This window comes from Leucobacter alluvii (assembly GCF_039530485.1).
In the GTDB taxonomy this organism is placed as follows: domain Bacteria; phylum Actinomycetota; class Actinomycetes; order Actinomycetales; family Microbacteriaceae; genus Leucobacter; species Leucobacter alluvii.
Genome location: NZ_BAAAOP010000005.1, coordinates 553,226 through 576,872 on the forward strand (window position 1 = coordinate 553,226; position 23,647 = coordinate 576,872).

At 66.8% G+C, this 23,647-nt stretch carries 22 protein-coding genes and 2 tRNA genes; 13 read left to right on the forward strand and 11 right to left on the reverse strand.

Annotated elements, in window-relative coordinates; translation table 11 throughout:
* Nucleotides 1–132: 132 nt before the first annotated feature.
* The 4 genes from ABFX18_RS07105 to ABFX18_RS07120 are packed head-to-tail and all read left to right on the forward strand — an operon-like array spanning nucleotide 133 to nucleotide 4,301.
* Nucleotides 133–2,232 (forward strand): MMPL family transporter, encoded by a 2,100-nt coding sequence (locus tag ABFX18_RS07105; RefSeq protein WP_346057858.1) that lies wholly within the window; start codon nucleotides 133–135, stop codon nucleotides 2,230–2,232.
* Nucleotides 2,198–3,487, forward strand: coding sequence for a sensor histidine kinase (locus ABFX18_RS07110; protein ID WP_346057859.1), 1,290 nt, complete (start codon nucleotides 2,198–2,200; stop codon nucleotides 3,485–3,487). The genes ABFX18_RS07105 and ABFX18_RS07110 overlap by 35 nt, the downstream gene beginning before the upstream one ends.
* A complete protein-coding gene (locus tag ABFX18_RS07115; RefSeq protein ID WP_346057860.1) occupies nucleotides 3,484–4,101 on the forward strand; it encodes a response regulator in 618 nt (205 codons plus the stop codon). Before ABFX18_RS07110 ends, ABFX18_RS07115 begins: the two co-directional genes overlap by 4 nt.
* Before the next feature lie 8 nt (nucleotides 4,102–4,109).
* A complete protein-coding gene (locus tag ABFX18_RS07120; RefSeq protein WP_346057861.1) occupies nucleotides 4,110–4,301 on the forward strand; it encodes a hypothetical protein in 192 nt (63 codons plus the stop codon).
* Nucleotides 4,302–4,547: 246 nt separating this feature from the next.
* Here ABFX18_RS07120 and ABFX18_RS07125 read toward each other — a convergent pair.
* Both ABFX18_RS07125 and ABFX18_RS07130 read right to left on the reverse strand, forming a co-directional pair.
* Nucleotides 4,548–4,621 (reverse strand) — tRNA-Ile (locus ABFX18_RS07125).
* An 18-nt stretch (nucleotides 4,622–4,639) separates the two neighbouring features.
* Nucleotides 4,640–5,455: a FadR/GntR family transcriptional regulator gene (locus ABFX18_RS07130; RefSeq protein WP_346057862.1), complete on the reverse strand. Its 816-nt coding sequence runs from the start codon at nucleotides 5,453–5,455 to the stop codon at nucleotides 4,640–4,642.
* Nucleotides 5,456–5,702: 247 nt separating this feature from the next.
* On the opposite strand from ABFX18_RS07130, the gene hemQ reads away from it, so the two are divergent.
* The 5 genes from hemQ to efeB all read left to right on the forward strand — a co-directional run bounded on the left by hemQ (nucleotide 5,703) and on the right by efeB (nucleotide 10,630).
* Complete coding sequence (hemQ, locus tag ABFX18_RS07135; protein ID WP_090148715.1) at nucleotides 5,703–6,437, forward strand: hydrogen peroxide-dependent heme synthase; 735 nt, start codon at nucleotides 5,703–5,705, stop codon at nucleotides 6,435–6,437.
* Nucleotides 6,438–6,557: 120 nt separating this feature from the next.
* Nucleotides 6,558–7,046, forward strand: coding sequence for a Dps family protein (locus ABFX18_RS07140; RefSeq protein WP_090148718.1), 489 nt, complete (start codon nucleotides 6,558–6,560; stop codon nucleotides 7,044–7,046).
* 155 nt (nucleotides 7,047–7,201) lie between these two features.
* Nucleotides 7,202–8,128: an iron uptake transporter permease EfeU gene (efeU, locus tag ABFX18_RS07145; RefSeq protein ID WP_346057863.1), complete on the forward strand. Its 927-nt coding sequence runs from the start codon at nucleotides 7,202–7,204 to the stop codon at nucleotides 8,126–8,128.
* Nucleotides 8,125–9,330 carry an iron uptake system protein EfeO gene (gene efeO, locus ABFX18_RS07150; protein WP_346057864.1) on the forward strand — a complete coding sequence of 402 codons (1,206 nt, stop codon included), beginning with the start codon at nucleotides 8,125–8,127 and terminating at the stop codon, nucleotides 9,328–9,330. The genes efeU and efeO overlap by 4 nt, the downstream gene beginning before the upstream one ends.
* 4 nt (nucleotides 9,331–9,334) lie before the next feature.
* Nucleotides 9,335–10,630 carry an iron uptake transporter deferrochelatase/peroxidase subunit gene (gene efeB / locus ABFX18_RS07155; protein ID WP_346057865.1) on the forward strand — a complete coding sequence of 432 codons (1,296 nt, stop codon included), beginning with the start codon at nucleotides 9,335–9,337 and terminating at the stop codon, nucleotides 10,628–10,630.
* On the opposite strand, the gene ABFX18_RS07160 is transcribed toward efeB, so the two are convergent.
* The 7 genes from ABFX18_RS07160 to aceE all read right to left on the reverse strand — a co-directional run bounded on the left by ABFX18_RS07160 (nucleotide 10,612) and on the right by aceE (nucleotide 19,237).
* Nucleotides 10,612–11,415 (reverse strand): glutamine amidotransferase, encoded by an 804-nt coding sequence (locus ABFX18_RS07160; RefSeq protein ID WP_249290712.1) that lies wholly within the window; start codon nucleotides 11,413–11,415, stop codon nucleotides 10,612–10,614. The genes efeB and ABFX18_RS07160 overlap by 19 nt on opposite strands.
* A gap of 79 nt (nucleotides 11,416–11,494) precedes the next feature.
* Entirely contained in the window at nucleotides 11,495–12,733 is a 1,239-nt protein-coding gene (locus tag ABFX18_RS07165) for a beta-ketoacyl-[acyl-carrier-protein] synthase family protein (protein WP_200328962.1), read from the reverse strand.
* 125 nt (nucleotides 12,734–12,858) lie between these two features.
* Nucleotides 12,859–13,107, reverse strand: coding sequence for an acyl carrier protein (locus ABFX18_RS07170; RefSeq protein WP_010157098.1), 249 nt, complete (start codon nucleotides 13,105–13,107; stop codon nucleotides 12,859–12,861).
* Between the two features lie 100 nt (nucleotides 13,108–13,207).
* Nucleotides 13,208–14,212: a beta-ketoacyl-ACP synthase III gene (locus ABFX18_RS07175; protein WP_211648333.1), complete on the reverse strand. Its 1,005-nt coding sequence runs from the start codon at nucleotides 14,210–14,212 to the stop codon at nucleotides 13,208–13,210.
* Nucleotides 14,213–14,231: 19 nt separating this feature from the next.
* The gene (locus tag ABFX18_RS07180; RefSeq protein WP_346057866.1) at nucleotides 14,232–15,152 is read right to left on the reverse strand and encodes an ACP S-malonyltransferase; all 921 of its coding nucleotides are present in this window, start codon (nucleotides 15,150–15,152) and stop codon (nucleotides 14,232–14,234) included.
* Nucleotides 15,153–15,266: 114 nt separating this feature from the next.
* Nucleotides 15,267–16,478, reverse strand: coding sequence for a PucR family transcriptional regulator (locus ABFX18_RS07185; RefSeq protein WP_200328956.1), 1,212 nt, complete (start codon nucleotides 16,476–16,478; stop codon nucleotides 15,267–15,269).
* 32 nt (nucleotides 16,479–16,510) lie between these two features.
* Complete coding sequence (aceE, locus tag ABFX18_RS07190) at nucleotides 16,511–19,237, reverse strand: pyruvate dehydrogenase (acetyl-transferring), homodimeric type (protein WP_090148737.1); 2,727 nt, start codon at nucleotides 19,235–19,237, stop codon at nucleotides 16,511–16,513.
* A 245-nt stretch (nucleotides 19,238–19,482) separates the two neighbouring features.
* Here aceE and ABFX18_RS07195 point away from each other — a divergent pair, with 245 nt between their 5' ends.
* Nucleotides 19,483–19,950, forward strand: coding sequence for a redoxin domain-containing protein (locus ABFX18_RS07195; protein ID WP_336662000.1), 468 nt, complete (start codon nucleotides 19,483–19,485; stop codon nucleotides 19,948–19,950).
* A gap of 84 nt (nucleotides 19,951–20,034) precedes the next feature.
* Nucleotides 20,035–20,111, forward strand: a tRNA-Val gene (locus ABFX18_RS07200).
* A gap of 4 nt (nucleotides 20,112–20,115) precedes the next feature.
* Here the strand turns inward: ABFX18_RS07200 and ABFX18_RS07205 are convergent.
* Nucleotides 20,116–20,601 (reverse strand): glutathione peroxidase, encoded by a 486-nt coding sequence (locus ABFX18_RS07205; protein WP_200328947.1) that lies wholly within the window; start codon nucleotides 20,599–20,601, stop codon nucleotides 20,116–20,118.
* A 110-nt stretch (nucleotides 20,602–20,711) separates the two neighbouring features.
* Here ABFX18_RS07205 and ABFX18_RS07210 point away from each other — a divergent pair, with 110 nt between their 5' ends.
* Together ABFX18_RS07210 and ABFX18_RS07215 are read left to right on the forward strand one after the other, a co-directional pair.
* Nucleotides 20,712–21,248 carry a flavin reductase family protein gene (locus ABFX18_RS07210; RefSeq protein WP_346057867.1) on the forward strand — a complete coding sequence of 179 codons (537 nt, stop codon included), beginning with the start codon at nucleotides 20,712–20,714 and terminating at the stop codon, nucleotides 21,246–21,248.
* 28 nt (nucleotides 21,249–21,276) lie between these two features.
* Complete coding sequence (locus ABFX18_RS07215; protein ID WP_346057868.1) at nucleotides 21,277–22,350, forward strand: glutathione S-transferase family protein; 1,074 nt, start codon at nucleotides 21,277–21,279, stop codon at nucleotides 22,348–22,350.
* Here ABFX18_RS07215 and ABFX18_RS07220 read toward each other — a convergent pair.
* Entirely contained in the window at nucleotides 22,347–23,582 is a 1,236-nt protein-coding gene (locus tag ABFX18_RS07220; RefSeq protein WP_090148747.1) for an MFS transporter, read from the reverse strand. The two genes, ABFX18_RS07215 and ABFX18_RS07220, sit on opposite strands and share 4 nt — an antisense overlap.
* Nucleotides 23,583–23,647: the final 65 nt, after the last annotated feature.

Consider the following 23,647-nt stretch of genomic DNA (forward strand, 5'->3'; position numbering starts at 1 on the left):
AGTTGCTGAGACCGCCTCGGGTGATCGTCGAAGGCTTGGCTCGTGGGGTCGTAGGCATCATCCAAAAGGTTGAGATTTAGTTCAATACTGCTCGCGATGCCGTAACGGACGGTGCCTGGTGGAGTTGGTGGCATGGCAGTTTCTCGTGCGCATGGATCATTTTCCGACCGGTTAACCTCGCGGGGAGGGGCGTGGGTGTCGCTCGGCCTTGTCCTATTAATCATGGTCGCTCTATTCGGTGTATTTGGATCAGCGAAGGCACCGGCGCAGAACGCTCTAGCGCCGGCGGGGGCGGAGTCCACGCGCGCGAGTGAGTTGATGGCTAAGTTCCCGAACGCGGACCGTCAGTCCGTGCTCGTCGTCGCGGCCCGCGATGACGGCGCGAAGTTCTCCGAGGGCGAGGTCGAGGATCTCAAGAATCTCCTCCCAGTACTCGACGCCAACGCCGATGTCGACGCGGAGTCGACCGGGCCAATGGTGAGCGATGACTGGAAAGCCGCAGTCCTGATCACACCGATCAAAGTCGGTGAGACGAACACGGACACGGCGGCGGTGATCAAAGAACTGCGCGAGGATATTGTCGACCATACGCCGGTAGGCATGTCGCTGCTGGTGACTGGCGGGCCGGCGTTCGGCGCGGATGTGGCGGCCGCGTTCGAGGGCGCTGACTTCACGATGCTGCTCGTGACGATCCTGATCGTCGCGATCCTCCTCATCGTCACCTACCGGTCGCCAGTGCTATGGCTGATCCCGCTCGTCGCGGTCGGGCTCGCGGACGGGCTCGCGGGCCGCCTGACCGCCGCGGCAGGCGCGGCATGGAACCTGCAGTTCGACGCGGGCATCATCAGCGTGCTCGTGTTCGGCGCAGGCACCAACTACGCGCTGCTGCTGATCTCCCGTTACCGAGAGGAACTCCAGTCGACGCAGAACCACCGGCAAGCGCTCAGCACGGCATGGCGGAAGACAGTTCCTGCGATCCTGGCGTCGAACGTGACGGTCGTGCTCGCCTTGCTGACGCTCGTGCTAGCGGTGATCCCCGGCACGCACGGGCTCGGGATTTCATCCGCAATCGGGCTGCTGATCGCTCTCGCCTCGGTCCTGTTCTTGCTGCCGCCGCTGCTGGCGGTGTGCGGTCGGAAGGTGTTCTGGCCGTTCGTGCCCAATCCGGGCGACACCCGCAAACAGGGTGGCGCGTGGCGGAAGATCGCGACGAGTGTCGTGAAGCGTCCGGTAGCGAGTCTCCTTGCCGGGGTCGCGCTGCTCGCGGTGATGGCAACCGGCTTGTTCGGGACCTCGGTCGGGCTCGATCAGATCGAGAAGTTCCGGGTGCAGTCCGAGTCTGCGGCGGGGCTGGAGGTTCTGTCGGATCATTTCCCTCCTGGTGAGGCGCAGCCGATCTTCATCGTCGCGAACAGCGCGGAGGCCGTCGCCGTGGTTACGGCGACGAACGACGTGGAGGGTGTGGTTCGCGCCCACCCGGTCGGCGTCACGGACGATACGGCGCTCACGAAGATCATGGTGACCAGCGAATACGCACCGAGCACCGAGAAGAGCCTCACCCAGATTCGGGAACTGCGCGTCGCGGTGCACGAGCTGCCGGGAGCGGATGCAGTCGTGGGCGGCGCGGTCGCCACCGATCTCGATGCACGCGCTGGGAGTCAGAGGGACCTGTGGCTGATCGCACCGCTCGTACTCGCGGTGAGTTTCCTCGTGCTCCTGATCCTGCTGCGTTCGATTGTCGCCCCGGTGCTGTTGCTCCTGGTGAATCTTGCCAGCGCGGTCGCCGCGATCGGCGCCGGTGCGTGGCTGAGCCGGGTGCTGTTCGGTCAGCACGCGCTCGATCTGCAGGTGCCGCTGCTGGCGTTCCTGTTCCTCGTCGCCCTCGGCATTGACTACACGATCTTCCTCGTGCATCGCGCCCGCTCCGAGGCTGCGGTCCGAGGAACGCGGGAGGGGATGGTCGAGGCGATCGCCCATACCGGCAGCGTGATCACGAGTGCGGGCATCGTTCTCGCGGCTGTGTTCGCAGCTCTCGGCGTGCTGCCGTTGGTCACGCTCGGACAGCTCGGCCTGATCGTCGGGGTAGGCGTGATCGTCGACACCCTGGTCGTGCGCACGGTGATCGTTCCGGCGATCTTCACGCTCGTCGGCGACCGCATCTGGTGGCCTAGGAAACCGGGCCAGGGAGAATTGACGCATGAACCTCGTGAACGCGTCACTGACGCGTACTGACCCGATGGGAGCGGCCGGTCCCACCATGCGGGCGATGGAGATCGGCCAGCACCTCATCGCCGCCGTCCTCACCTTGATTGGAGCGATCCGCGCAATCGGCGACGGCACGCCGGTCCCAGCTGCAGTCGTCGCGGGGCTCGCGACTCTCGCCTGGCACACGGCCGGCACGATCCTGCCGTCCCGCGCTCGCTCCCGGCAGATCGTCGTGTGGTGGCTCGTGGGGTTCGCATTGATCTGGGTCGCGTCCGTCGCGGTGTCGGCGGAGTTCGTGTGGATCGCATTCTTGCTCTGGTTGCTCGCCGGGCACTTGCTTCCCGTCCCGTGGGGGTTGCTGTTCTCCGGGCTGGTGCTCGCGGTGGTCATCGTCGCCCCGGTCTTGCATCACGGCACCACGAGCTACGCGAACGTGTTCGGGCCGCTCATCGGCGGGATCTTCGCGTTCGGGATTTCCCGCGGCTACCTCCAACTCCTCCGGGATGCGGCCGAACGCGAGCGCCTGCTGGCCTCCCTCACGAGAGCGCAGCGGGAAATGGCCGATCTTCAAGATGAACTCGCCCTCGTCCAACGCGAATCGGGCGCGGTCGCCGAGCGCACCCGCATCTCCCGCGATATCCACGACACCATCGCGCAGGCGCTCTCCTCAATCCGGCTCCTCGCCCACGCCGGCGCAAACCGCACAGAGGATGTTGACGCTGCAAGGACCCTCGAACAGGTCGAGACACTCGCCGGCGACAGCCTCGCCGATGTTCGGCGCATCGTAGCCGCACTCGCGCCTGCCGAGCTCGAGGACAACGCTCTCGCGGCGGCGCTCCGCCGTATGCTCGACCGCGCAGAGGACGAAACAGGCCTCCGCACCGAGTTGCACGTCGATGAAGCACTCCCCGCCCTCTCCACCGAGGTTGAGGTCGCACTGCTTCGTACCGCACAGTCCGCGCTCGCGAACGTGCGCCTGCACGCTGACGCCAGCCGGGTCGTGATGAGCCTGATCGATTCGGGCTCCACGGTGCGACTCGACCTCATCGACGATGGTGCCGGGTTCGACGTCCACGCATGGGAACAGGGCATCGAACCCGGACCGGAGGCGTCGAGCTATGGGCTCAGATTCATGCGCGCCCGGCTCCGTGAACTCGGTGGCGGCCTCGACATCGAAAGTTCCCCAGGGGAAGGCACCGCAATCTCGGTGCACCTCCCGATCCACCACATCACCACGACGCAGGCTTCCGGCAGTGAGCCGACCGCAGAGGAGACGCCATGACCACGACCGTACTGCTCGTCGACGACCACCCCGTCGTCCGCAGCGGACTCCGCGCCGTCCTTGACACCGACACGGTGCAAGTTGTCGGCGAAGCCGCCACCGGTGAAGAAGCCCTCACCCTCGCCGCCCACCTCCACCCCGACGTGGTGCTGTGCGACCTCCGCCTCGGCGCCGGCATCGACGGCGTACAGACCACCGCCGCACTTCGCGCCCTCGACCCGGCCCCTGCCGTGCTCATCCTCACCACCTTCGACCGCGACGCCGAGGTCCTCGGCGCAATCGAGGCGGGCGCCGCGGGCTACCTCCTCAAAGACGTCGCACCCGAAGTGATCATCGAAGGCATCCACCGCGCTACCAAGGGTGACATGTTCCTCGCCCCCGATCTCGCAGGGCGAGTCCTGCAGGGCATGCGGAACCCGCTGCCGCGCCTCACCGACCGGGAGCTCGAGGTGCTGCGCCTGATGTCAACGGGCGCGGCGAACAAGGACATTGCCCGCACCCTGTTCGTCACCGAGGCGACCGTGAAAAGCCACATCGCGCACATCTTCACCAAGCTCGACGTCGACAGCCGCTCCCGCGCGGTCCATCTCGCCCAGGAAACGGGCCTCATTTGAGCACGCAGATGTCACTCTCTGCTCGTTTGCCTGAGGGTCCGTTCACGCAGCACGGCCTTGCCCACACGCGCCTGCTCACCCCCGGGTTCATGGTGCTCGTCATCGAAAAGGACTACACGATTCCACGCGGCTCGAAGCTGCTCGCCTGGTTCTTCTGGCTCTCCAACGCCAGGCGCCGCGCCGCCCGAGAAGCCGATTGAGCTTTGGCCTCATCATTTTCGTCGCATTCAAGTCGCGGCGGGGAGACCTTTGTGGTGGTCCCCGCTCACGGTCAGGTCTCGCGAAAAAGGCCGGAGGAGGGAATCGATGGACACTCGAGAAGGTTAATGTTCGGTCTGACCTGTTTGAGGTGAGGATCTACGACCTGATCGGCAAACAGCGGACCGAGATGTCTCGACCTCTTCAAGTAAAGGCTCCCACCGCGATCGCAGTGGGAGCCGAAGGAGTAGGGCGTGCGGGACTTGAACCCGCGACCGATGGATTATGAGTCCAGTGCTCTAACCAACTGAGCTAACGCCCCCTGGGCAACCGTTTCATCTTAGCCGCGGCGCGCATCGATTTCGAGCTCGGCGGCCGCCTGCGGATTCTGCACGGGTGCAGGGATCTCACCGGGGTCGTAGCCCGCCCCGATGAGGGAGGCGGCGCGCTCCGTGTGCTGACTGAAGTCGAGCATGTCCGTGCGAAGTCCGAGGTCTCGGTCGACGTGCAGGGCCATGGAGTGCGCCGCGTTGCGCACGTCTCGCGCTTCGATCGCTCGGAGTACGGCGCCGTGGTCGAGATGCATGGTTTCGATCGTGGTGCCCAGGATCACCCGGCCCTGCGTGCGCGCGCGCTGCAGAACGGAGATGACGCCGAGATACAGGTCGAGCAGCAGTTTGCTGCCGCTCGCCTCGACGACCAGCAGGTGGAATGAGCCGGGGGTCGTGCTTTGCTCGCACGTGATGACTTCGTCTCGTTCCGCGTGCTCGTCGCGGAGGACCGCGGCGCGCAGCACCTCGAGCTGCGTTTCGCTCCGGTGCACAGCAGCGTGCTGAGCGGCCTCGATCTCGAGGGAGCGCCGGTAGACGAGCACCTCTTCGAGGTCGTGGTCTCCGAGGAATTCGGTGAGCAGCGTGCTCACGGGAGTTCGCGAACGCACGAACGTGCCGACGCCGGGCACGGTCTCCAGCATTCCAAAGGCGGCGAGCGAGCGAACCGCTTCGCGCACGGTCGATTTGCCGACGCCGATGAGCTCCATCAGCTCGGGCTCTCTGGGGATGAGGTCGCCGACGGCCCACGCGCTCGACGAGATTTTCTCGCGCAAGTAGTCGAGGGTGTCTCGCGCCTTCTGCGAGCCCCGCACGGGAGTGGTCATAGCGAACCTCTGGAACCAGGGGATGGATGGTGGGTCAATGCTATCGGACGCGGAATGGGAGAGGAGTGCGCCGATATGCGTGGCGGTGGAACGTTTCGCGTCTCGATGGACGGGTGGCCACATCAGATGTACAGGGCGCCGAGTGATAGCGTGCTGCTGATACCGCGCGTCCAAGCCTCGCGCCTGGCGTTCGGCGGAAGCGATCAGGAGTACGAGCACTCAGTGCTCACGTCAGAAGGGAAGCCGCATGAACGAGGGAGCCCGGCCGCAGGTCGACCACCGGCACGTCGCCGAGGAGATCAATGCAGCGACGAACTTCACGATGTACGCCGTGTTCAAGGAGCACCGCACCCATGCAGACGGGCGGGTTTCAGGGAGCACGGGGGCAGCGCCGGGCAGCGTGCCGGAGGTGCTGGCGGCCCTTGAACGCATCGACGGGCTCGTCACCCGCGGCTGGTACGACATCTCCGGCTTCCGGGCCGACGCCGACCTGCTCGTCTGGTGGTATGCGCCGACGACGGACGCGCTGCAACTCGCGTACCGAACGCTCTGGGAGTGGAGCCGGGGGCGCCTCTCTCCTGTGTGGTCGAACATCGGCGTGCACCGAGCAGCAGAGTTCAATCGCGGCCACGTGCCGGCGTTCCTCGCCGGTGACGCGCCGAAGGAGTTCTTGTGCGTGTACCCCTTCGTGCGCGGCCGCGACTGGTATCTCCTTCCCGACGCCGATCGTGGCAAAATGCTCCGGGAGCACGGCATGGCAGCACGGGATTACGGCGACGTGCTCGCCAATACGGTCGCGTCGTTCGCTCTGGGCGATTACGAGTGGTTGCTCGCGTTCGAGGCGGATGACCTGGTGCGCATCGTCGACTTGATGCGCGAGCTGCGTGCCACCGAGGCGCGGCGTCACGTGATCGAGGAGACGCCGTTCTTCACCGGCCCGCGCCGATCCGCGGAGCTGCTGCTCGGCCGCGTCATCGGCTGACAATCCCGCGCTTCATCTGGGAAATCCGGGCGTATTAAGGGAGCCTTGCCTTCCTTGCGCACGTGAGAAATCGGCGTAATGTGAAGGTAATCAGTCACACGAACGAAAGGGATCCACTCGATGTCTACTAAGCAGATCACTGTTCCCGCAGCTCAGGGCGACCTCCACCGTCCCTCCGGTGTGGCTCAGTACCTGACCCCCGTCGTGCACGACCTCATCGCGCTCGCCGTGAATGGCAAGCAGGCTCACTGGCACGTTCGAGGCGAGAACTTCATCGGCGTGCACGAGTACCTCGACACCGTGGTGTCGAATGCGCAGAACGCGGCGGACACCGTCGCTGAGCGCATCGTCGCTCTGGGCCTCCCCGTCGACGCACGCCTCGGCACGGTCGCGGCGCGCGCGACCACCCCCGAGTTGAGCGACGGTTTCCAGCAGTCGAAGGTCACCGTGCGCGAGGTCGTCGCCCAGATCGATGCGACGCTCGCAACGGTGTACGCCGCGGTGAAGGGGCTCGACGACGTCGACCTCGTGAGCCAGGATGTGGTGATCGCGATCGCGCAGGAACTCGACAAGGATCGCTGGTTCCTGTCGTCGCACTTCGCAGAGTAGTTCGCGGTCGCCGGTTGCGGCGTCCTCTAGGAGCGGGCGTGGTCCTTTGGGGCCGCGCCCGTTTTTCGTGTCATCACATCAGATGAATGTGTGGTAAATTCCCCGTGTAAGGGGAGCCTTACTCAAGTCCTATCTTTGAGGAAGGTTCGTAGCCGATGGTCGGAACGTTGATGATCGGGCTCCGTGAGGGGCTCGAAGCGGCGCTCGTCGTCAGCGTGCTGCTCGCGTACGTCACGCAGCTCGGTCGGCGGGATGTCGCCCGCAAGATCTGGTGGGGAGTCGCTGCGGCGATCCTGCTGTCCTTCATCGTCGGCGGTGTGCTGACGTTCGGTGCCTATGGTCTGTCGTTCCAGGCGCAGGAGATCATCGGGGGATCGCTCTCGATCCTCGCCGTCGTCATGGTCACCTGGATGGTGTTCTGGATGTTGCGGGCCGCGCGCGGCCTGAGCGCGGAGCTCCGTGGGCAGCTGGATCGCGCCATTGTCGGGGGAGGCTGGAGCGTCGCAGTGCTCGCCTTCGTCTCCGTCGGCCGCGAGGGCCTGGAGACTGCGTTGTTCATCTGGGCCACGACTCGCGCGAGTCAGCTCACACCGCTGCTGGGATTCGCGATCGCCGTCTCCGGAATCGTCGTCGCCGTAGTACTCGGCTGGGCGCTGTTCCGGGGGATGATCCGGATCAATCTCACGAGGTTCTTCAGATGGTCCGGAATCCTGCTCATCGTGTTCGCGGCCGGCGTGCTCGCGTACGGAGTGCACGACTTGCAGGAGGCCGGCGTGCTGCCCGGGCCGTTCGCGGAGGCGCCTCCGGGAGCCGGTGCGTTCGCCGCCGCATGGTTCGGTGATGCCGCGTGGGCTTTCCGCATTCCGCACATCATCGCTCCCGACGGTTTCCTCCGCGCGCTGCTCAAGGGGATCTTCGGATTCTCTCCCGAGATGACCAAACTCGAGGTGATCGCTTGGTTCGCGTACCTCGTTCCGACACTCACGCTCTTCCTGCGCGCGTCCTTCGCCCAGGATCGCCATTCCCGTCAGCTTCGCGCGGCCGCCGCAACGGCGCCTGTGCTCTCGAAAGGAACTCCGTGACACACGTTCTCACCCTCCGACGCGCCTCCGGCGGACTGCTCGCCGTCGCAGCCGGCGCTCTCCTGCTCACGGGCTGCGTGCCGAACGCCGCGCCGAGTGCCGACGCGATCGCCGTTACGGCGAGCGACTCCGGTTGCAGTGTCGATGCAGCCGAAGCGGCCAGCGGGACGGTCACCTTCAGCGTGCAGAACGACGGATCGAAGGTCAACGAGTTCTACGTGCTGGGCAGCAACCAGCTCACGATCGTCGGAGAGGTCGAGAACATCGCCCCCGGATCGAGTCGCGATCTCACGGTGCAGGTGGGTCCGGGCGACTACTACACCAGTTGCAAGCCCGGGATGATCGGCGCTGGCGTTGGGCAGGCCGCGTTCACGGTCACGGGGGACGCCCTCGAGACGACGCCGGAGAACGAGGCCGTCGTCGCGCAGTACGTGGGGTACGTCAAAGCTCAGAGCGAAGAGCTGCTGCCCCAGGTGCAAGCCTTCGTCGATGCGTACGCTGCGGGGGACGATGCGGAGGCGAAGCGTCTCTTCCCGCTGGCGCGCATCAACTACGAACGCATCGAACCGACCGCCGAGCAGTTCGGCGACCTGGACCCCAAGATCGACTACCGCAAGCCAGGCGCCGACGAGGAGGGAATCGAGTTCACCGGCTTCCACCGCATCGAGATGGACCTCTGGAATGATGCCGCTGTGGCGAACGGCGACTACCCGGGCGACCCCGACTTGACGCCGCTCACCCCCGAGGAACGCGCGGAGCTGGGCGAGAAGCTCGTGGCCGACGTCACGGAGCTGAAGGAGAAGGTCTCGTCACCCGACTTCACGTTGACCATCGCCGATATCACCGAGGGCGCCAAAGGTCTGCTCGACGAGATCGCGGCGCCTGATGGCAAACTGCCCGGTGAAGAGAACGAGTTCTCGCATACCGACCTCTACGACTTCACGGCGAACGTCGAGGGCGCGCAGGTCGCTTTCGATACCGTGCGCGAGACGGCGGTGGCCAATGGTCATGCCGACCTCGTCGACGAACTGGACCAGCGCTTCGAGGATATGTTCGCCCTGCTCGCCACCTATGGCGACTACGACGACGGCTTCGTCTTCTACGACACGGTGCCGCAGTCGGAGCGCAATGAGCTCGCCGCGCAGCTGAACGCGCTCAGCGAGCCCCTCTCGCAGCTCACCGCGGCGGTCGTGGCGAGTTGACACGATGACTGAAGCATCGCCCGGTGCGGAGCCCCTCCGCCCGTCCCGCCGAAACCTCCTCGGGTTCGTCGGGGCGGGCGTCGCCGGGCTCGCCGCGGGGGCTGCCGCAGGTGGGGTCGCCGCGTCGATCGCGCATACCGGCGGAGGCGCGGCAGGCGGAGGCGGGAGCGTCGTCCCGTTCTTCGGGGCGCACCAAGCTGGCATCACCACTCCAGCTCAGGATCGCCTGCACTTCGCGGCCTTCCGCATGCTCTCGGGCACCACGAGGGACGACCTCGTCGCGCTGCTGCAGGAGTGGACGACGGCCGCTGCGTCGCTCACGAGCGGGCGCTCGATCGGGACTGGGAGCGAACCAGACAATGCGCTGCTGCCTCCTGACGATACCGGCGAGGCCGAGGGGCTGCATGCGGCGCATCTGACGCTCACCTTCGGTGTGGGGCGCGCGCTCTTCGACCCGCGCGACGGGATCGACGATCCGTACGGTATCCGTGCACGGCTGCCGCAGGCGTTCGAGCCGCTGCCGTCCTTCGCCTTCGACTTGCTCGAGCCGGACCAGAGTGACGGTGATCTGTGCGTGCAGGCCTGCGCAGACGACCCGCAGGTCGCCGTACACGCGATTCGCAACCTCGCCCGCATCGCAGCGGGCAGTGCGCACCTGGTCTGGAGTCAACTCGGGTTCGGGCGAACGTCGTCGACCACCCGAGCGCAAGACACCCCGCGCAATCTGTTCGGCTTCAAAGACGGCACGGCGAACGTCATGTCGGAGGAGCGGGAGGCGCTCGACGAGTTCGTCTGGGCGGGGAGCGAAGCGCCCGCGTGGATGAACGGCGGGAGCTACCTCGTTGCACGGAAGATCCAGATGACGATCGAGACCTGGGACCGAGCGTCGCTGGGGGAGCAGGAGCGGATCATCGGCCGCACCAAGCTCGCTGGAGGCCCGCTCTCTGGCGGCGATGAATTTGCCGCAGCGGACTTCACCGCTGCGGATGCGGTGGATACCGCGTCTCCTGCCATCGACATGGCCTCGCACCTGCGCCTGGCGCATCCGACGAACAATGCTGGGGTGCGCTTGCTGCGTCGCGGATACAACTACGTAGACGGATCGAATACTCTCGGACAGTTGGGTGCCGGGCTCTTCTTCATTTCCTACCAGCGCGATCCTGCAGCGTTCGTGCGCGTCCAGCGGTCGCTGAAGTCCGATCTCCTGAACGAGTACATCAGGCACATCGGCTCGGGTCTCTGGGCGGTGCCGAGAGGTGTACGGCGGGGTGAGTACCTGGCTCAGGCGCTCTTCGAGTAGGTCGGTGCGCCAGCAGGGGGTTCGGGGGGCATCGCCCCGCGATGCCCCCGACGGGAGTCCAGATACTCCTCGACGAACCGGCCGAGCACCATGTGCGACGCGCGAACGTCCGCGGCCTCAGCGGTCGCGATGATGGTGTCGACCTGGGACGGTTCGAAATAGCCGTGCCCGGCGTACGAGCGCACCCGCGAGGTGAACGCGGCGGTGTCGAGTTCGGGGTGGAATTGCGTCGCATACACGTTCTCGCCCACACGAAACGCCTGTACGGGGCAGGTCGGCGAACTGGCCAGGACCGTGATGCTCGGAGGCACCTCGCTGATGGCCTCCTTATGCCCGACGAAGGCATCGAACGAGGGCGGGAGCTCGTGCAGAAGCGCGTCGGTGCGTCCTGCCGCCGTCAGGCTGATGCGGACCGCTTGGGAGGGTTCGCCATACGTCCGGTCGACGCGGGCTCCCTGGTGGGATCCGATGGTGCCGACGCCGTAGCAGACTCCGAGGAACGGGAAATCGCGACGGACGACGTCGTCGAGCAGGGCGGCCAGCTCGCGTTCGACGCGTCGTTCCGTCGCCGACTTGCGATCTTCCGGCTCGCTGACGGTGAACGGGCTTCCCGCGAGGATGATGCCGGAGTACCGCGCGAACTCGATCGTGCCGATCGGTGCGCGATCGGCACGAATCCATTCGAGCTCATCGGGCAGCAGGCCGGTCAACCGGCAGTACGCGGCGTGCTCATGCGCCGCGACGTCGTCCTCGCCGCGCGTGGTGATGAGCAGGAACGGCTTCATCCTTCTACCGTACCGCGCGCGAGGCGGACGCCGTCCACGCCGCGTCATCCGCGGTCACGGGCGACCTCGCCCCCCGGTCCTACTCGTACGAGCGGATCGCGAGGACCGCGTTGTGACCGCCGAAGCCGAACGAGTTCGAGATCGCGAGCTGGGGCCCGTCGCCGAGCGACTGCTGGTCGCTCGAGACGGTGAGCGGGATCTCAGGATCCTTCGATACGAGGTTGATCGTGGGCGGGGCGATGCGGTGCTGCACCGCGAGCACCGTGAAGATCGCCTCGAGCGCACCCGTGCCGCCGAGTAGGTGGCCGGTCGCGGCTTTCGTCGCCGATACCGGGATCTCGTTCACGCGGTCGCCGAAGACGTTGCGCAATGCGGTGTACTCCGCGATGTCACCCACCGGCGTCGACGTTGCGTGCGCGTTGATGTGCGTGACGTCGTCAGCGGTCGCGCCCGCCTGCTCCAAGGCGAGCTCGACGGCGCGGCTCGCACCCTTGCCTTCCGGGTCGTTCGCGGTGATGTGGTACGAATCCGCGGTCACTCCGCCGCCGGCGATCTCGGCGTAGATCTTCGCGCCGCGTGCGAGCGCGTGCTCTTCGGTCTCGAGCACGAGCGCGCCAGCGCCCTCACCCATGACGAAGCCGTCGCGATCGGTGTTGTACGGGCGCGACGCCGTAGCGGGGGAGTCGTTGCGCTTCGACAGCGCCTGCGCCGAGTTGAAGGAAGCGAGCGTGATGGGGTGGATCGCGGCTTCAGCCCCGCCAGCGATCACGACATCGGCGAGCCCGAGCTGGAGATGCTCGTATGCGTTCGCGATCGACTCGGTGCTCGATGCGCAGGCCGAGGCGACCGTGCGCGCGTATGCACGAGCCTCGAGGTGCATGGATACGGCTGCGGCGGGAGCGTTCGGCATGAGCATCGGAACCGTGAGCGGCATGACGCGGCGCGGGCCCTTCTCACGCAGGGTGTCCCAGGCGTCGAGGAGGGTCCACAGGCCGCCGATGCCGGTCGCCCAGTCCACGCCCAGGCGCTCCGACTCGACGCTCGGGCTGCCCGCGTCGGCCCACGCCTCGAGCGCGGCGACGAGAGCGAAACGACTCGACGGGTCCAGGCGCTTTGCGACGGGACGCTCGAGCACCTCTGCCGGGTCGACCTTCGCCGTGCCGGCGAAACCGACTGCGAGGCCGTACTGCTCGACCCAGTCGTTCTCAAGCGTGCGAACTCCGGATTCTCCGGCGAGCAGTGCTCGCCAGCTCTCGGGAGCCGTTCCGCCGAGGGGTGAGGAGGCTCCGATGCCGGTGACAACGATCTTCTTCGTCATGATGTTCGTGCTCCGCGTTCTGAGTGGGGCTGAAGTCGAGGGAAAGTTGAGGGAGGAGCGAGCGCGGCGGGCCCTGTCGGGTGGACGTGTCCGTTGACCGCCGCGCTCCGCTCGATACCGCGTGCTTAGGCCTGAGCCTTCACGATGAAGTCGACGGCGTCGCCGACGGTCTTGAGGTTCTTGACTTCCTCGTCGGGGATCTTGACGTCGAACTTCTCCTCTGCGTTGACGACGATCGTCATCATCGAGATCGAGTCGATGTCGAGGTCGTCCGTGAACGACTTGTCGAGTGCGACGACGTCCGCCGCGATGCCGGTCTCATCGTTGACGAGCTCGGCCAGACCTGCGAGGACCTCTTCATTGCTGAATGCCATTGTGTGTTTCTCCTTGATCGGGGTTTCGGTCGGTGAAAAGTGTATGTCGCGCAGCGGGGTGCGCGGGTTCGACGCGCGAGGGGAGCGCGTCGTGGCGGTGTCAGGGAATCTCGATGACCTGGGCGCCGTAGACGAGGCCTGCACCGAATCCGATGGTCAGTGCGAGCCCTCCGGAGAGCTCGGGCCGTTCCTGCAGCAGCGCGTCCAGCGCGAGCGGAATCGATGCTGCTGAGGTGTTCCCCTGCATCTCGATGTCACGGGCGATGGCCACCGACTCCGGCAGCTTCAGCTGCTTGGCGAACTCGTCGACGATCCGCATGTTGGCCTGATGGGGGATGAAGGCGGCCAGATCGGAGGCCTCGATACCGGAGGCCTCGAGCGTTTCGCGCGCGACCTTCGCCATCTCCCACACGGCCCACCGGAACACGGTCTGGCCGTCCTGACGGAGTGTCGGCCACGCGACGACTCCGGGGTTGCTGCGGTACTCCTCGAAGGTGGACGTCACGCGAATGGCGTCCCACTTCTCGCCGTCGGATCCCCAGACGGTCGGGCCGATGCCGGTGTGGTCGCTCGGGCCGACGACCACAGCGCCGGCGCCGTCGGCGAGCAGGAAGGAGATGCTGCGGTCCGTCGGATCGACGATGTCCGAGAGCTTCTCGGCGCCGATGACCAGCACGTTGCGGCACACGCCCGAACGCACGAGTGCGTCTGCCTGCGCCACGCCGTAGACGTACCCGGCGCACGCGGCTGAGATGTCGAAGGCCGCCGCCGGTGTGAGGCCGAGACGGTGAGCGGCGAGAGATGCCATCGAGGGAGTCACCGCGACGTTCGAGATGGTCGCGATGATGACTCCGTCGATCTCTGCGCGATCGAGACCCGACCTCTGAATCGCGGATTCCGCCGCCTCGACGGCGAGGTCGACGGCTCCGATCGAACGGCTCGCGCGTCGCCGCTGCACGATGCCGGTGCGCTGGCGGATCCACTCATCGGAGGAGTCGATCGGGCCGACGAGATCGTCGTTCGGGATATCGAGGTCGCCGCGTGCGGCGCCGATGGAGAGGATGCGGGAATGAGCTGGGCCCGAGGGCTGCACGAGAGCAGGCATGTGCACGGTTCCGTTTCGGTCAGGCAGCGGGGCCGGTGACGAGTGCCACGGCCGCGTCGAGATCATCAGGGGTCTTGATGGCGACAGCCGGCGTGCCCTTGAGCGCACGCTTCGCGATGCCGGTCAGAGCGCCGGCGGGCGCGAGTTCGACGAGGCCGGTGATGCCGGCCGCTTCGAAGCCCGCCATGCAGGCATCCCAGCGCACTGGGTTCGCGATCTGAGACACGAGGAGGTCGACGAAACGACCCCCGTCGGTGACGCGCGAGCCGTCGGCGTTGGTCCAGAGCGGATGACGAGGATCGGTCGGCGTCACGCCTTCCGCTGCCTCGCGCAGCAGGGGGATAGCGGACGCCATCGCATCGGTATGGAACGCACCCGCGACCTGGAGAGCGATCACGCGCGCTCCGCGCGGCGCATCGGCGGCGAGGGCGTCCAGGGATGCGCGGCTTCCGGCTGCGACGATCTGTCCTCCGCCGTTGCGATTCGCGGGGGTGAGGCCGTGCTCGTCGATCTTGGCGAGCACATCGGCTTCGCCGCCGCCCACGACGGCCGCCATACCGGTGTCGGCGCGGGCGGCGGCATCGGCCATCGCGCGCCCGCGGACCGCGACGAGACGCAGCGCCTCGGCCTCGGTCAATACGCCGGCCGCTGCCGCTGCGGCGAACTCGCCCACCGAGTGGCCGGCGATCCCGGCATCTGCGATGGAGACGCGAGCTGACAGTTCCCGCCAGGCGAGGAGGCTCGCAGCGACGATCAGCGGCTGCGCGATCGCGGTGTCGCGAATCGTGTCGGCGTCGCTCTGCGTGCCGTGGGCGATCAGATCGACGCCCGCGTGCTCCGAGGCCTCTCCGAGGAAGTCGCGGGCGCCCGGCAGCTCGAGCCAGGGGGCGAGGAAGCCGGGGGTCTGGGAGCCCTGTCCAGGGCAGGCGATAACAATCACGTGTTCCAGTTTCTCAGATCATGGCCGTGCAGCCTGCATATTTCCGACCACACTTTGTGGATTTCTTTGTGGAATCTCGTCAGAGGCGTCGCCGTCATCGGCCACGAGGGCTCGCTAACGCGACCCTTCCCGCTTCGGAGCCGGGGCGCGGCGGCCGTGCTGCGCGATCGACCCGGCGATGAGCGCGGACTGCAGAATGAGGGCTTCGCGCGCACCGGTGGCATTCCACCCGATGACGTCGGAGACCTTTTTCAGGCGGTAGCGCACCGTATTCGGATGAACGAACAGCTCTCGTGCGGTGGCCTCCAGCGACCTTCCGTTGTCGAGGTAGCACCAGAGCGTCTCGAGGAGCTCGCCAGAGTGCGCGGCGAGCGGTTCGTAGATCTGCTCGATGAGGGTGCGTCGTGCGAGTCCGTCTCCCGCGAGCGCGCGCTCGGGAAGGAGATCGTCGGCCGCCACCGGGCGGGGTGCGTGACGCCACGAGCGTGCGACGGCGACCCCGGCGAGTGCCGCTCGAGCGCTGCGCGATGCATCCACCAGATTCTCGACGGTGGGGCCCAGCACGAGCGGCCCATCCGAGAACCCGTCGGCGAGCCGTTGAGCGATCTCGAGGAATGACAGCCGCTCGGCAGCACCATTGGCCCCCGGCTCGGGGAGGGGCGCGTCGAGGCGTCCGAGCACGAGCACGAGACGTGTGCCCTGCAGGCCGATCAGCACATCTGCGCCCGCGTGGCGAGCCGAGCGTCGCAACTGGTCGACGTCCACATAGCGTTCTGCGGTGCCGACGAGAACGGCGGCCTCTCCATCGCCGTGCCAACCGAGCGCCGCGATTCGACTGGGCAGCTCGTCATCGCTCTCGCCCGTCAGAATCGAGTCGACGACGAGCGCTTCGAGGCGGGCGTCCCAGAGCCCGCGCGCCTCCGCTGCTCGCGCATAGACGTCGGCGGCCGCGAAGGCCACGTCGCGCGAGTAGTGGAGCACGGCCTCCCGCAGCGCCTCGCTCTTCGGCGCCACGCGATCCTCCACCACCGAGACCACGACCCGGATCAACTGCAGGGTCTCCTGCAGACTGATCGATCTGAGCAGCTCGCGCGGAGCGGCGCTGAAGACGTCGGACGCGATCCAGGGCGTCGACGTCGGGTCTTCGTACCACTGGATGAACGAACTGATGCCGGTCTGGGCGACCAGCCCGATCGCCGATCGCCGGCTCGGCGGCATATTCCCGTACCAGGGGAGTGTGTCGTCGAGCCGGGTGATCGTGCGGGTCGAGAGCTCACCGGTGATCGTGCGGAGCCACGCGAGCTCCTGCGCTTTCGTTCGATCCATGGGCGTGGCGTCGGGCTGCATCGGGGCGTCCGTCAGGACTCCCCGCCTGCGCCGCCCGTCGAGCCGGCGTTCACGTCGCCGAGGCGATACTGCTCGGCAGCGCGGCGAGGCACGTCGGCGTCGATCTTGCCCTGCAGCGCGAGACGCTGCAGCACCTTCACGACGACCGATTCCCGGTCGATGCCGAAGTAGCGACGCGCCGCTGCGCGAGTGTCGGAGAACCCGAAGCCGTCGGCGCCCAGCACCGAGTAGTCGTTCGGAACGAACGCGCGGATCTGCTCGGGCACCTGGGTGGCCCAGTCGCTCACGGCGACGACGGGTCCCTCGGAGCCTCGCAGCTTCTCGGTCAGGTACGGCACCCGCGGCTCGTCGCCGAAGTTGCGGAAGTTGTGATCCTCCGCTGCGACGCCGTCACGACCGAGCTCGGTCCAACTCGTGACGCTCCACACATCAGCGGCGACGTCCCAGTCGCGGGCGAGGATCTGCTGCGCCTGGAGCGCCCACGGCACGGCCACGCCGGACGCGAAGATCTGCGCACTGTGCGTGCCGGACTCCGCGGCGCGAACCTTGTGGATGCCGCGGACGATGCCCTCGACGTCGACGTTCTCGGGCTCAGCAGGGTGCACGATCGGCTCGTTGTAGACCGTCAGGTAGTACATGACGTTCGGATCCGGGTGCTCTCCGCCGTACATGCGCTCGATACCCGAACGCATGATGTGCCCGAGTTCGTAGCCGTACGCCGCGTCGTACGAGACGACCGCGGGATTGGTCGCGGCGAGTGCGATCGAATGGCCGTCGGCGTGCTGCAGCCCCTCGCCGGTGAGCGTGGTGCGGCCGGCGGTGGCGCCGATCACGAAGCCGCGCGCCATCTGATCGCCGGCAGCCCAGAATGCGTCGCCCGTTCTCTGGAACCCGAACATCGAGTAGAAGATGTAGACGGGGATGAGGGGCTCGCCCTGCGTCGAGTACGAGGTGCCGACCGCGGTGAACGCGGCGGCGGCGCCCGCCTCGTTGATGCCGACGTGGATCAGCACGCCCTGCGGGCTCTCCTTGTACGCGAGCAGCAGCTCGCGGTCGACGGAGACGTAGTTCTGCCCGTTGGGGTTGTAGATCTTCGACGTGGGGAAGTACGAATCCATGCCGAAGGTACGGGCCTCATCGGGGATGATCGGCACGATGCGCGGGCCGAACGACTTGTCGCGCATCAGGTCCTTGAGGAGGCGAACGAAGACCATCGTCGTCGCGGCCTCCTGCGTGCCGGATCCCTTCGCGGCGATGGCGTACGTCTTCTTCTCGGGCAGCGCCAGCTCGGTGTGCTTCGTGCGGCGCTCGGGAAGGTATCCGCCGAGCTCGCGACGGCGCTCATGGATGTACTGGATCGCCTCGTCATCGTTGCCCGGGAAGTAGTACGGCGGGCGGTACGGATCGGCTTCGAGCTGCGCATCGGAGATCGGAATGCGCATGGTGTCGCGGAACGTCTTGATGTCGTCCAGCGTCATCTTCTTCATCTGATGCGTCGCATTGCGACCCTCGAAGTGCGGGCCGAGCCCGTAGCCCTTGACCGTCTTCGCGAGAATGACCGTCGGGCGACCCTTGTGCGCGAGCGCTGCGGCGTACGCCGCGTAGACCTTGCGGTAGTCGTGACCGCCGCGGCGGAGCTGCCAGATCTGATCGTCGCTGTAGTCGTCGACGAGATGCATGGCGCGCTCGTCCTTGCCGAAGAAGTGGTTGCGAATGTACGCGCCGTTCTCGGCCTTGTACGTCTGGTAGTCGCCGTCGGGCGTCGTGTTCATGATGTTGAGCAGCGCGCCGTCGACGTCGCGCTCAAGCAGATCGTCCCACTCGCGACCCCAGATGACCTTGATGACGTTCCAGCCGGCGCCGCGGAAGTAGCTCTCGAGCTCCTGGATGATCTTGCCGTTGCCGCGGACCGGACCGTCGAGGCGCTGCAGGTTGCAGTTGATGACGAAGGTCAGATTGTCGAGGCCCTCGTTAGCTGCGACCTGGAGCTGGCCGCGGCTCTCGACCTCGTCCATCTCGCCATCGCCGAGGAAGGCCCAGACGTGCTGGTCAGAGGCGTCTTTGATGCCGCGGTTCGTGAGGTACTTGTTGAGCTGCGCCTGGTAGATGGCGTTGATCGGACCGAGTCCCATCGACACCGTGGGGAACTGCCAGAACTCGGGCGCCAGGCGCGGATGCGGGTAGCTGGGAAGGCCGCCGCCCGCGTGCGACTTCTCCTGACGGAACCCGTCGAGCTGGTCGGCGGTGAGCCGCCCCTCGAGGAAGGCCCGTGCGTACATGCCGGGGGAGGCGTGCCCCTGCGCGAAGATCTGGTCGCCGCCGCCCGGGTGATCCTGACCGCGGAAGAAGTGGTTGAACCCGACCTCGTAGAGAGAGGCGGCCGACGCGTACGACGAGATGTGACCGCCGACGCCGATGCCGGGGGCCTGCGCGCGGTGCACGGTCATCGCCGCGTTCCAACGGATCCACGAGCGGTACTTGCGCTCGAGCTCCTCGTTGCCCGGGAAGTCGGGCTCGTCGTCGGAGGCGATCGTATTGACGTAATCGGTGGTCGGCACCTGGGGCACGTTGAGGTGCAGCTGCCGCGAGCGGTCGAGCAGGCTCGTCATGATCTCGCGGCCGCGCCCTGCGCCCCGCTCTTCGACGACCGCGTCGAGGGACTCGCGCCATTCGGCGGTCTCCTGCGGATCCTGATCTTCGTTCCCGCTTGCGTAGGGATCCTGCGTGTTGACGGCCAAGATTGTGCTCCATTCACCATGAGGCGTGCAGGAGCCAGAACCGCTGGTTGGTGCGTCGGCGCGCTGCACGAAAGGCGCCCGCTGGATTCGCGGGTGTGGCTCCAGACTATCGAATTTGTACGAAGGATCATTCAGCCGACGCCCATCGTGTGTGATTTCAGCACAATCCGCACGGTGTTCGGTGTTTGGCTACAGTTGGTCGCACTGCATCGCGATCGGGTCGATCGGCCGGAATAGGAGTCCTTATGGTGCTCGCTGCGGGTGCGCTGGCGCCCGATTTCACGCTGTCGGATCAGTTCGGCGCGGAGGTCGCTCTGTCTGAGCTGCTGCTCGATGGTCCCGTCGCGCTGGTCTTCGTGCCGTTCGCCTTCTCGCGCATCTGCACCGCGGAGTTCGCCGAGCTGTCTGCGAGCCAGGGCCTGTTCGCAGAGCACTCGGTGCGCTTGATCGGCGTCACGGTCGATTCGGTGTGGACGCTGCGAGCCTGGGCCGAGCACGAAGGATTCGAGTTTCCGATTCTCTCTGATTTCTGGCCGCACGGCGCTGTCTCGCGCGCGTACGGCGCCTTCGTCGAACGCACGGGCGCGGCCTCGCGTGCGAGCGTACTGATCGGTCGCGACGGACTCGTCGCCGCGTCCTTCGAATCACCGGTGGGCGAAGCTCGCCCGCTCGCCGACTACGGCGACGCGCTTCGAGCCCTCGCTGCGGAATGACGAACGCCAAGTGCGCCGTGAGCCTCCCGATTTCTCGGCGGGCAGGGGATTCCCCTAAGCTATGGGGTGCTGCAACGCGGCATCGGGCCTGTAGCTCAGTTGGTTAGAGCATCTCGTTTACACCGAGAGGGTCGGGGGTTCGAGTCCCTCCGGGCCCACCATCACCTACCTCGGCAGTGCCGCTTCGATCGCCGACACGATCGAGGGGTCGTCGGGTTCGACGGTGGGGCGGAAGCGTGCGACCGACCCGTCGGGAGCGACCAAGAACTTCTCGAAGTTCCACTTCACCCGCCCGGCCTTGCCGTCAGCATCCGGGATCTCGCGGAGCTGCTCGTACAAGGGGTGCTTGCGACGCCCGTTCACTTTCACCTTCTCCATGAGGGGGAAGGTGACGCCGTACGACGTGGAGCAGAACGTCTTGATCTCCTCGCCGTCACCGGGCTCCTGATTCATGAACTGGTTGCAGGGGAATCCGAGTACGGTGAACCCGCGATCGCCGTACTGCCGCTGCAGGGCCTCGAGCTTCTCGTACTGCGGCGTCAGCCCGCACTTCGACGCGACGTTGACGACGAGCACCGCCCGGTCGGCGTAGTCGGCGAGGGAGACCGGGTCGCCGTCGATGGTCGTGAAAGAGATATCGCGAAGCTGCATGTCCACAGCCTAGGCCAGCGGCGCGACGGAATGAACCGGCCGCACGATACGTTGGGATCGGTGTCGGGGTGCGTTCGCATTCCGTTGAGTCTGAGAGAGGCACGGTGCGCATGAGTTCGGCCCCGGAGAATGCAACGGTGGGATTCGACGCGAGCGGGGTGACCGGCGCGGATGCGCTGAAACAGGCCTTCAGGGAACACCCCGCCGGCGTCGCACTCATCACCGCGATGACAGAGGATGGGCCGGTGGGGCTGACGGCCTCCAGCGTCGCCTCCGTGGGGATCGATCCGCCGGCAATCGCCTTCTCCGTCACGCGCGCCACGGGCAGCGCCGGCGGCGTGCTGAGCGCCGACACGCATCTCGTGCATCTCCTCGACTCGCGTCACGCGGAGGTCGCGCAGGCGTTCGCCGTGTCGGGCGCTGAGCGCTTCACCGCCGAGCAGGGCTGGTCGTCTCTCGCCACAGGCGAGCCGTACCTGCCTGCCTCGCGAGTCGCGCTGCGCTGCCGCCCGCTCCACACGCTCGGCGTCGGTTCCTCGGTGGTCGTGGTCGCCGAGGTGCTCGGAGCCGTGTTCGGGGATGCCGCTGATCCGATGGTGTACGTGGATCGCCGCTTCCACACGCTGCCCTCAGCCGAACGCCCCTAGCATCGACAGCACGACCAGAGGAGAACCGATGAGCGCATCGTCCGAATCATCCCAATCGTCCATGGGAAGCTACGTGACCGGAGGCGCCTTCGAGCGCGACACTCAGTACATCGAGGATCGCATCGTCGCCGACCCGGACGCCGTGGCCGCGTTGCCGGCGCCGCCGGGGTCGAAGATCGGCTCGCTCGGCTTCGGACTCTCAGAGGGGGCGGAAGCTTGGCCGGTCGAGCCGGGACGGTACCGCCTCATCGCGGCCGCGGCTTGCCCGTGGGCGAATCGCACGCTCATCGTGCGGCGATTGCTCGGACTCGAAGACGTCATCTCGCTCGGGCAGCCGGGGCCGGTGCACGATGCGCGGTCCTGGACCTTCGATCTCGACCCCGATGGCCGCGACCCCGTGCTCGGCAGCGAGCGATTGCAGGAGCACTACTTCAAGCGGTTCCCCGGGTACCCGCGCGGGATCACCGTGCCGGCGATCGTCGATGTGCCGAGCGGTGGCGTCGTGACGAACAACTATCCGCAGATGACGCTCGACTTCTCGACCGAATGGCGCGAGTTCCACCGGCCAGGGGCTCCCGACCTGCTGCCCGTCAAGCTCGTCGACGAGATGTGGCCGGTGATGGAGCGGATCTTCACGGAGGTGAACAACGGCGTCTATCGCTGCGGCTTCGCTGGCAGCCAGGAGGCGTACGACGCCGCGTACGTGCGGCTGTGGACGGCGATGGACTGGCTCGAGGAGCGTCTCTCCACGCGCCGGTTCGTGATGGGCGACGCCATCACGGAGGCCGACGTGCGCCTCTTCACGACGCTGGCGCGCTTCGATCCGGTGTATCACGGGCATTTCAAGGCGAACCGCAACAAGCTCAGCGAGATGGAGCACCTCTGGGGGTACGCACGAGATCTCTTCCAGACGCCCGGCTTCGGCGACACCATCGATTTCACGCAGATCAAGCAGCACTACTACGCCACGCACTCCGACATCAATCCGACGCGGATCGTGCCACTCGGTCCCGACCTCTCGAACTGGGAGACCCCTCACGGGCGCGAGCGTCTGGGCGGAGAGCCGTTCGGCGACGGCACGCCGCCCGCTCCGCGGCGCTAGCGCGGAACCGCGACGCCGACGGTGTCGAGGTTTCGCGCCTTGTCACGACGTTCGACGGCGATCCCGGCGAGTGCGAGCGCCATGCCGATGACGCCGAGCACGACGCCGACCCAGCCGGGTGCGAGATAGCCGAGGCCTCCGGCGATGGCGAGTCCTCCGAGCCATGCGCCCAGGCTGTTGCCGACGTTGAACGCGGCATGGTTGATGGCGGCGCCGAAAAGCGCCGCTTCCCCTGAGACGCGGATGAGGCGCGACTGGATGGACGGCATGAGAACCGACGACGTCACGCCGAGGAGGAACGTCGTCACGATGAGCCCAACTGGATGCCAGGCGACGAGGGCGTACGCGATGAGCACGGCGATGAACGAGCTGAAGCCGAAGACGATCGTGCGGGTGAGATCTTTGTCGCTCGCCCAGCCGCCCGCGAGATTGCCGATGGTCATCCCGAGGCCCAGACCGGCCAGCACCCACGGCACCGCCGCCTCCGGAAGCCCCGTGAGCCGCGTCGTGACCTCGGCGATGTACGAGTACACGGCGAAGAACCCGCCGAACCCGATGGCACCGACACCGATCATGATCCACAGTCGGTAGTTGCGGAGCGCCGAGAGCTCGCGCATGGCACTGCGCGACGGGTTTCCGGGGAAGCGGGGGAGAAAGGCGACGCACAGCAGGAGCGTCGCGGTGAAGATCACCGCGACGAGCACGTACGCCCAGCGCCATCCGGCGACCTGGCCGATCCACGTCGCGATCGGAACGCCGACGACGTTGGCGACAGTCAGGCCCGAGAGGGCGAGCGCGATCCCTCTGCCCTGCATTCCCGGGCCCATGATGCGAGCGGCGAGAAGCGACGCGACTCCGAAGTAGGCGCCGTGCGGCAGCGCAGCGATGAAGCGCGCGATCGCGAGCGATCCGAACGTCGGCATGAAGACGGAGGCGATCGTGCCGAGGATGAAGAGCCCCAGGAGGAGGAAGGCGAGCTTCGTCTGCGACATGCGGGCGGCCAGCACCGCGAAGGTGGGTGCGCCGACCACCACGCCGAGCGCATAGGCGGTGATCAGCCAACCCGCTCGCGCGATGACCGTGTCGGGCGACTCGGCGAAACCCGGCAGGAGGTCGTGGGCGATCTCCGGGAGGAACCCCATCGTCGCGAACTCCGTCACGCCGATCCCGAAACCGCCGAGCGCGAGTGCGAAGAGCGCGAATCCGCGGCGAAGCGGCGTGAGGTGGGTCATCGAGAGACGCCTTCCCGGAAGTGTGCGGAGCGACGTGCGCGACGCCGAAGTACTGCCGCGTCACG

Coding starts and splice junctions, on each gene's coding strand:
- ABFX18_RS07215 (WP_346057868.1), top strand. CDS start 21,277: ATGAGCGCATCGTCCGAATCATCCCAATCGTCCATGGGAAGCTACGTG.
- ABFX18_RS07105 (WP_346057858.1), top strand. CDS start 133: ATGGCAGTTTCTCGTGCGCATGGATCATTTTCCGACCGGTTAACCTCG.
- ABFX18_RS07170 (WP_010157098.1), bottom strand. CDS start 13,107: ATGGCATTCAGCAATGAAGAGGTCCTCGCAGGTCTGGCCGAGCTCGTC.
- ABFX18_RS07140 (WP_090148718.1), top strand. CDS start 6,558: ATGTCTACTAAGCAGATCACTGTTCCCGCAGCTCAGGGCGACCTCCAC.
- efeB (WP_346057865.1), top strand. CDS start 9,335: ATGACTGAAGCATCGCCCGGTGCGGAGCCCCTCCGCCCGTCCCGCCGA.
- ABFX18_RS07175 (WP_211648333.1), bottom strand. CDS start 14,212: ATGCCTGCTCTCGTGCAGCCCTCGGGCCCAGCTCATTCCCGCATCCTC.
- hemQ (WP_090148715.1), top strand. CDS start 5,703: ATGAACGAGGGAGCCCGGCCGCAGGTCGACCACCGGCACGTCGCCGAG.
- ABFX18_RS07195 (WP_336662000.1), top strand. CDS start 19,483: ATGGTGCTCGCTGCGGGTGCGCTGGCGCCCGATTTCACGCTGTCGGAT.
- ABFX18_RS07115 (WP_346057860.1), top strand. CDS start 3,484: ATGACCACGACCGTACTGCTCGTCGACGACCACCCCGTCGTCCGCAGC.
- ABFX18_RS07185 (WP_200328956.1), bottom strand. CDS start 16,478: ATGGATCGAACGAAAGCGCAGGAGCTCGCGTGGCTCCGCACGATCACC.
- efeU (WP_346057863.1), top strand. CDS start 7,202: ATGGTCGGAACGTTGATGATCGGGCTCCGTGAGGGGCTCGAAGCGGCG.
- ABFX18_RS07110 (WP_346057859.1), top strand. CDS start 2,198: ATGAACCTCGTGAACGCGTCACTGACGCGTACTGACCCGATGGGAGCG.
- ABFX18_RS07220 (WP_090148747.1), bottom strand. CDS start 23,582: ATGACCCACCTCACGCCGCTTCGCCGCGGATTCGCGCTCTTCGCACTC.
- ABFX18_RS07130 (WP_346057862.1), bottom strand. CDS start 5,455: ATGACCACTCCCGTGCGGGGCTCGCAGAAGGCGCGAGACACCCTCGAC.
- ABFX18_RS07205 (WP_200328947.1), bottom strand. CDS start 20,601: ATGCAGCTTCGCGATATCTCTTTCACGACCATCGACGGCGACCCGGTC.
- ABFX18_RS07160 (WP_249290712.1), bottom strand. CDS start 11,415: ATGAAGCCGTTCCTGCTCATCACCACGCGCGGCGAGGACGACGTCGCG.
- ABFX18_RS07165 (WP_200328962.1), bottom strand. CDS start 12,733: ATGACGAAGAAGATCGTTGTCACCGGCATCGGAGCCTCCTCACCCCTC.
- ABFX18_RS07120 (WP_346057861.1), top strand. CDS start 4,110: ATGTCACTCTCTGCTCGTTTGCCTGAGGGTCCGTTCACGCAGCACGGC.
- ABFX18_RS07210 (WP_346057867.1), top strand. CDS start 20,712: ATGAGTTCGGCCCCGGAGAATGCAACGGTGGGATTCGACGCGAGCGGG.